Genomic DNA, 6,250 nt, shown 5'->3' with positions numbered 1-6,250 from the left:
GCAACACTTAGCGGTTGTGATAACAAAAAACCAGGTATTGCCTTAGGTACGTTAGAAAGAGAACGCATAGCGCACACAGCAACAGTGAGTGAAGTTATCACGGCATTACCTGTTAGTGCAGGTAGTCAAGTTACTGAAGGTACAATATTGGTTAGGCTAGACGACACCCTTCAAAAAGCGTTCGTTGCTAAAGCTCAAGCTCAGATGCAACAAGCAAAAGCTAACTTAGAAAAAGTACATAATGGTGCGCGTAAAGAAGAAGTTGCCGCGGCATCTGCAGAAGTCGAGGGCGCGAAAGCCGCACTGATCAAAAGTGAGGCAGACTATAAACGCACTCAAATACTGATAAAGCAAGCATTATCTAGTCAGGTAACGCTCGAAAACTCCCTTGCATTACGCGATGAAAATAGAGCTAAATTACACAGCGCTCAAGAAAAACTATTACAACTAATTAATGGTGCTCGTATCGAGGACTTACAAATAGCTGAAGCTATTTTAGCAACCGCGGTTGCGGTACTCGACAGTGAAAATAAAAAACTCAATGATTTAACCATTACCGCAAAACGTGATGGTCTATTAGACAATCTTCCATGGAACCTCGGTGAACGTGTCACACTCGGTAGCCCCGTAGCAATTGTATTAGCGGGACGTGCTCCTTTTGCACGTGTCTATGTGCCAGAACCCTACCGAGTAAAAATTAAAGTCGCTGATAAATTAACCGTACAAGTTGATGGTTTAACAGATACGATTATTGGTACTGTGCGCTGGATATCTTCTGAACCTGCTTTTACCCCTTACTTTGCATTAAACCAAGAAGAGCGTGCAAACCTTATGTATTTGGCTGAAATACAATTACCTGATAGTGCTGCAGAGCTGCCAATGGGTGTGCCAGCGCAAGTTATAATGCCATGAAGCACTTAAACGATAGCCAAGAAAAAAATCTTAATAGCTCTTTTGCGATAAGCGCACAAAAGCTCACTCGAAAATTTGGCGAATTAACAGCAATATCTGCGCTAGATTTATCTGTAGAGAAGCAAACTATTTACGGATTTTTAGGTCCCAATGGCTCAGGTAAAACCACGGCAATTCGATTGCTGACCGGTTTATTAATTCCAACGAGTGGTCAGGTTAACGTTTTGGGTTCTCATTTACCGCAAGAGGCCAATAAACTGCGAATGAAAATTGGCTATATGACACAAAAGTTCTCTCTCTATGAGGATCTTACCGTTAAAGAGAACTTGCAATTTATTAGTCGAATTTATGGTCTAACGGCTAATCAACAAAAATCACGACTGAGTGAATTATTAAGTACTCATCAATTAACACAGCAAAGTCAGCAACTTGCTGGCAGTATGAGTGGTGGTCAAAAACAAAGGCTAGCGCTTGCCGCCGCAGTGATACATAAACCTAAGTTACTCTTTTTAGATGAGCCCACTTCGGCGGTTGATCCGCAAAACCGACGAGAGTTTTGGGAACAATTATTTGATCTTTGCGATCAAGGCACCACAATATTAGTCTCAACGCATTACATGGATGAAGCGGAGCGTTGTCATAAGCTGGCCATCTTAGAAAATGGTATAAAAAGAGCGGATGATAGCCCACAAAACTTAATGAATAATATGGCTGCTCAGGTGGTTGAGGTAGGCGCAAGCAATATACGTCAAATAAAAGAGCACTTAATCAAATTGCCACAAGTGATTTCTGCCGCCCAGCTCGGTACACACTTACGTGTATTAGTGAATAAAGAAGAAAGTAACCCTATCGCATTATTACAGCGCCAGCCCTGCTTAAATGATACAGCTAAACTTGTTATTGTTAGACCCAGTCTTGAAGATGTCTTTGTTAGTTGCACCGGCCAAGGGGTGACACAGTCATGAAAATATCACTATTAAGAATCCAAGCCATTGTTATAAAAGAACTACTGCAACTTAGACGCGATAGAATGACCTTTGGCATGGTCATAATGATCCCCCTAGTACAATTACTGCTATTTGCCTTTGCCATCAACACTAATGTGCGAGATATCCCTGTTGGTGTTGTAGATCATAGTCAGACATCTTTGAGTCGAGTATTACAGCAAACCGTGGCAGCAACCGGCATTGTTAAATTTACTCACAGTTATTACTCGGTAAAGGAAGCACAAGCCGCCATCGATAGCAGTGAAGTGCGTGCAGTATTAATTATCCCACAAGACGTTAGCCAGCGTTTAGTTCGACACCCAAGTGTAGGTTTTGGTTTGCCGCCCTCGAGTAAACAAGAAACGAGCAGGCCAATAGCACAGTGGTTAGTTGATGGCTCTGATACTGTTATAGCAGGTAGTATTAAAAGTTTACGTAATATGCCACTTACAGAGTTATTAGATAAGCCCGCCAACCGAAATACCGCAACGTTTGAAGTGACCTTACTTTATAATCCAGAGCAACGAAGTGTGGTTAATATAGTGCCTGGACTTGTTGCCGTGATATTAACAATGACAATGATAATGTTTACCTCGGCTGCCATTGTTCGCGAGCAAGAGCGCGGTAATATGGAAATGTTAATTACGACACCACTTAGCTCACTTGAGCTGATGATTGGTAAAATATTTCCCTATATTTTTATTGGTGCGATTCAAGTTTGTATTATTCTTGGTTTAGGTTATTGGCTATTTGACGTCCCCTTTAATGGCGGTTTTGCCCAACTAGCACTTGCGACTTTACTGTTTATTTGCGCCAGCTTAGTACTGGGTTTAGTTATATCAACAATTGCTAAAAACCAATTACAATCAATGCAAATGACAATATTTATTTTACTGCCATCTATATTATTATCTGGTTTTATGTTCCCTTATGAAGGTATGCCACTGCCCGCACAATATATTGCTGAAGCACTGCCAGCGACACACTTTATTCGCTTAATAAGAGGTGTAGTATTACGTGATGTTGCCGTTATTGAGATGAGTTTTGATATGCTATGGTTAATTGCTTTTACCTGTTTTGGCTTACTTGTTTCAGCACTGCGTTTTAAGAAAACACTCGACTAGCTTACCTGATGGTTTCATTGCACAAGCTGAGATATTTGAGTGAAGAAAATAATATAAAAGTGGCGCGAAACTAAGCCACTTTTATATTTTATTATCACACAATATCCTGCATTATTTATAGTGAGTTAATTAGCACTATTATTTTCTGAGGCTTGCTGCAGAATTTGAACTTTCTGGTCTTTAAGGTAGAGAGGATGGTAAGGCCCTACCGGTACTGTACCAACAAACCGGCTATTAGCCTGTCTTGCATAACGGGTGTAATCAGCTGCTGCTGTGTTTACCGCTGTCGCTATTGCGCCAACAATCAACCCAGCTAAACCACCACCATTATTTCCACCACTAAGATCAACAACAACCGTGCCGGTATATTTCCATAACGTCGAAGATGTTTTTGTTGATTTTATTTCTGCTTCAATTGATACGGTTAAGCTTGAAGCAATAACCAAATAGCTAGTGTCCCACTTAAGTATTTTGGTAAATAACACCGCATCCGCACCGAAGTACTCATGAAATTTATTAAGTGGCATGTCGTAAACAAGTTCAGCATCATAAATACCTTCTTGTTTCAATATTTCTGACGTTAGCTCGTATGGAAAAGTATAATATCCCTGAAACGCGATAGGCATTTCTACCGTAGTCGCATAATAATCTTTCGCATCTGCTGCCGTACTTAAATTAATCGGTGGCATTATTAATAATGAACGTGGTTTTTCATTATACATCTCTGGGAATTCGTCTAGTTTAGTGACGAGGTTGTTACTGACACAGCCTGAAACAAAAACAACAACGAGAGTAACCAACAACGTTCTAGCCTTATTAAACATAATCACTATCCCTGTACCTTAACTTTACTGATCAAATTATTCATAAAGATAACTGATTCTGGATAAACACTTTTTTCCAACTCAAAATAGGAAATTGCCTTTGTGGTATCATTTAACTTTAAGTGCAAATAACCTAAATTGGCGTATACGCCAGGCGGAACACGTAAGCCTTGGTTACCAGAACGTTGAATAACATCTTCTAACGCAAACTTCCATTCGCCTTCAGAAATTTCACCCGCATCCCTTTTCATTGCATAAAATGACTCTGAATATTCACCATAGTCATACATCGGCTTAGGGCCACTTGCACAACCAGTTGCTAGCAGTACCGCACAAGCCATCATTAAAATTTTAGTTTTCATTGTGAGTCCTTAGCTGTTATTTAGGTACATTAAATTCTTTTGACTGGCCGTCACCTAACAGTACAATCCTGTTAACTACTGTTACACCATTCTTGGTGATGGTTACTTGCTGTTTACCCGTAGCAACCCTATAAATGTTACGTGCACCTAATTTATCAACAACGAAAGCCTCTCCTTTACCTACTGTCACTTCTGCCCCTTCGGCATTTCCAGTGAAGTAAACATATGATACGGGCTCAGCAGTTCGAACTCCCTCGTTATAACCACAAGCACTTAAGTACATGGCAATAAACACACACAATGATATTTTTAATAATTTCATTTTATAATCCTTTATTTACTTTCTTGAATGTATAACGAAGAGAAGTCACCCGATGCAATGTATTGACTAAAATCACCTGTTGAAATTGAAGCAATTGATATCTCACTTTCTGGGGTGTCACCCATAGAAGTCAGCACAACAATGTTACCTATAGGTTTTCCAGGTAAGGTAATAAACATTCCAGTTTGTGGGTTTTTAACTTTGTTACCTGATTTATAAACAGTAAATTTAGAATTTTCAGAAATATTTTGAGATTTACCGCCAGAGATAATTAGGTTACCTTCATCTGAAGAGAGAATGTAAGATTTCCAAGGTTTATCAAGCATGTTTTCAATAACATTTGAGGCTAAGTCGGTAATAGCCGCATTAAGCACTTTATCATTAAGCGAACTGTCATAGCCTGCTTTATCACCAACGCCCATGACACTGCCCGCTTCAGAGAATGCGATCCCTTTACCAGACTCAGAATAGATTATCTGGCCTGTTGATACATCTATTAATCGAATGTTTACCGTTGCATTGGCTTCTTGTTTTTTAACTCTTGAAAAAATTCCTACTTCACTGGTGTTTTTTCGGCCAAACTCTGAAATAGAACCAACAATTAAAAAGTCAGCCGCATTTTTGAGACTCGTCTCACCGCCAATAGAAAGCTCCTTTTCAACTTGCGCTAGATCTGCACGTTCAAGCATTATAAATCGATCGGTTTCAAACAACTTAGCCGATAATATATCCATAGCTTGCTTACCAATACGATCATTATTTTTATCAATAAAGAAGCTTTGTCCGTATTTAGTTTCATTAGTAAAACGTCCTATCGCAACTTTGCGCTTAAGGTATTTTTTACTGACAACATCCGCTTGCAATGTTTGGCTAACAGCCGCCTTTTTTTGTTTCGTCTCCGTGACGGTTGAATCTTTTACCGTTGCACAACCTGATGCAAGTAGCAAAGATGATACAATTAACAATTTTTTCATGGTGGTACGTTCCTTTTTTTATAATATCGATACTTCTATGTATCGTTAAATTCTTGATAAAATTGTATTAACTACAAATAGTTAAAAATTTTAAGAGTAATATTATACAGGTATAAAAAAGGCTAAATGTAGTCTATACACACTTAATTATGTAAGTTATGTCTTACATTTATAAGGTAAGTCAGCTCGGCTAAACTACAATATAAGTAGTATAAATGAATTATAAGTCATATTTAAAGTGGGAATTTCGATGAGAAATTTTCATCTGTAGGCCTATAACTTAAGCCGATGTTAAGTTTATTAGCGTTTTACAGCGTGATTAAATTGTCGAATTATATTTTGATTGGTGAAAGTGGTAGATAAACTGTTAACATAGCGTTATATGCTTTCGTTAGTATTAACGCGATTAGACTATCGTCTTATAAATATTTGGAGTAGAAATGAATAATAAAATTATTGGTATTACCCTTATCATTATTGGTGTTGCTGTCGCGATTTGGGGTTACAACATTTATGACTCAGCTAGCGCTCAACTTACTCGTACGTTAAGCGGTGATACGCCTGTTGAAGCTTGGGCAGGAATGATCGGTGGTGTTATTGCTGTTGTTATCGGTATCACAAGAGTAAAGTAAGCGTTGATTTTTACAAGTAAACACCTATAAGTGTTTACTTGTAAACTAGGCTTAGCGCTATTTATTTCAATAAATAGCCCATTATATTTTCAACTATTATAAGCATCAGTAAAA

8 protein-coding genes are annotated in these 6,250 nt (G+C 38.5%); 4 read left to right on the top strand and 4 right to left on the bottom strand.

Translation table 11 applies throughout. From position 1 onward, the window contains the following. The 3 genes from H4J69_RS05160 to H4J69_RS05150 all read left to right on the top strand — a co-directional run. A partial coding sequence (locus tag H4J69_RS05160) for an HlyD family secretion protein (protein ID WP_182251924.1) occupies positions 1-912 on the top strand: 912 nt, incomplete at its 5' end. Beyond that, positions 909-1,877 (top strand): ABC transporter ATP-binding protein, encoded by a 969-nt coding sequence (locus H4J69_RS05155; RefSeq protein ID WP_182244166.1) that lies wholly within the window; start codon positions 909-911, stop codon positions 1,875-1,877. The genes H4J69_RS05160 and H4J69_RS05155, both read left to right, overlap by 4 nt. After that, a complete protein-coding gene (locus H4J69_RS05150; protein WP_182218053.1) occupies positions 1,874-3,022 on the top strand; it encodes an ABC transporter permease in 1,149 nt (382 codons plus the stop codon). Before H4J69_RS05155 ends, H4J69_RS05150 begins: the two co-directional genes overlap by 4 nt. 125 nt (positions 3,023-3,147) lie before the next feature. On the opposite strand, the gene H4J69_RS05145 is transcribed toward H4J69_RS05150, so the two are convergent. The 4 genes from H4J69_RS05145 to H4J69_RS05130 are packed head-to-tail and all read right to left on the bottom strand — an operon-like array spanning position 3,148 to position 5,504. Next, positions 3,148-3,846 (bottom strand): GNA1162 family protein, encoded by a 699-nt coding sequence (locus H4J69_RS05145; RefSeq protein ID WP_182244167.1) that lies wholly within the window; start codon positions 3,844-3,846, stop codon positions 3,148-3,150. A 5-nt stretch (positions 3,847-3,851) separates the two neighbouring features. Continuing rightward, positions 3,852-4,208, bottom strand: coding sequence for a DUF4810 domain-containing protein (locus H4J69_RS05140; protein ID WP_182176359.1), 357 nt, complete (start codon positions 4,206-4,208; stop codon positions 3,852-3,854). A 16-nt stretch (positions 4,209-4,224) separates the two neighbouring features. Beyond that, positions 4,225-4,530, bottom strand: a complete 306-nt coding sequence (locus tag H4J69_RS05135) for a hypothetical protein (RefSeq protein WP_182244168.1) — start codon at positions 4,528-4,530, stop codon at positions 4,225-4,227. A gap of 11 nt (positions 4,531-4,541) precedes the next feature. After that, a complete protein-coding gene (locus tag H4J69_RS05130; protein WP_182176361.1) occupies positions 4,542-5,504 on the bottom strand; it encodes a CsgG/HfaB family protein in 963 nt (320 codons plus the stop codon). A 440-nt stretch (positions 5,505-5,944) separates the two neighbouring features. Between H4J69_RS05130 and H4J69_RS05125 the strand changes: the two genes are divergently transcribed. Next, positions 5,945-6,136, top strand: coding sequence for a DUF3185 family protein (locus H4J69_RS05125; RefSeq protein WP_070374865.1), 192 nt, complete (start codon positions 5,945-5,947; stop codon positions 6,134-6,136). The last annotated feature ends 114 nt before the right edge of the window (positions 6,137-6,250 follow it).

The organism is Colwellia sp. BRX10-9, from assembly GCF_014077405.1.
GTDB lineage: Bacteria > Pseudomonadota > Gammaproteobacteria > Enterobacterales > Alteromonadaceae > Colwellia_A.
This window is presented reverse-complemented; position numbering and strand designations above follow the sequence as displayed.

Excerpts from the sequence above, each read along its gene's own strand:
- H4J69_RS05155 (WP_182244166.1), top strand. The coding sequence starts at position 909 with ATGAAGCACTTAAACGATAGCCAAGAAAAAAATCTTAATAGCTCTTTT.
- H4J69_RS05150 (WP_182218053.1), top strand. The coding sequence starts at position 1,874 with ATGAAAATATCACTATTAAGAATCCAAGCCATTGTTATAAAAGAACTA.
- H4J69_RS05145 (WP_182244167.1), bottom strand. The coding sequence starts at position 3,846 with ATGTTTAATAAGGCTAGAACGTTGTTGGTTACTCTCGTTGTTGTTTTT.
- H4J69_RS05140 (WP_182176359.1), bottom strand. The coding sequence starts at position 4,208 with ATGAAAACTAAAATTTTAATGATGGCTTGTGCGGTACTGCTAGCAACT.
- H4J69_RS05135 (WP_182244168.1), bottom strand. The coding sequence starts at position 4,530 with ATGAAATTATTAAAAATATCATTGTGTGTGTTTATTGCCATGTACTTA.
- H4J69_RS05130 (WP_182176361.1), bottom strand. The coding sequence starts at position 5,504 with ATGAAAAAATTGTTAATTGTATCATCTTTGCTACTTGCATCAGGTTGT.
- H4J69_RS05125 (WP_070374865.1), top strand. The coding sequence starts at position 5,945 with ATGAATAATAAAATTATTGGTATTACCCTTATCATTATTGGTGTTGCT.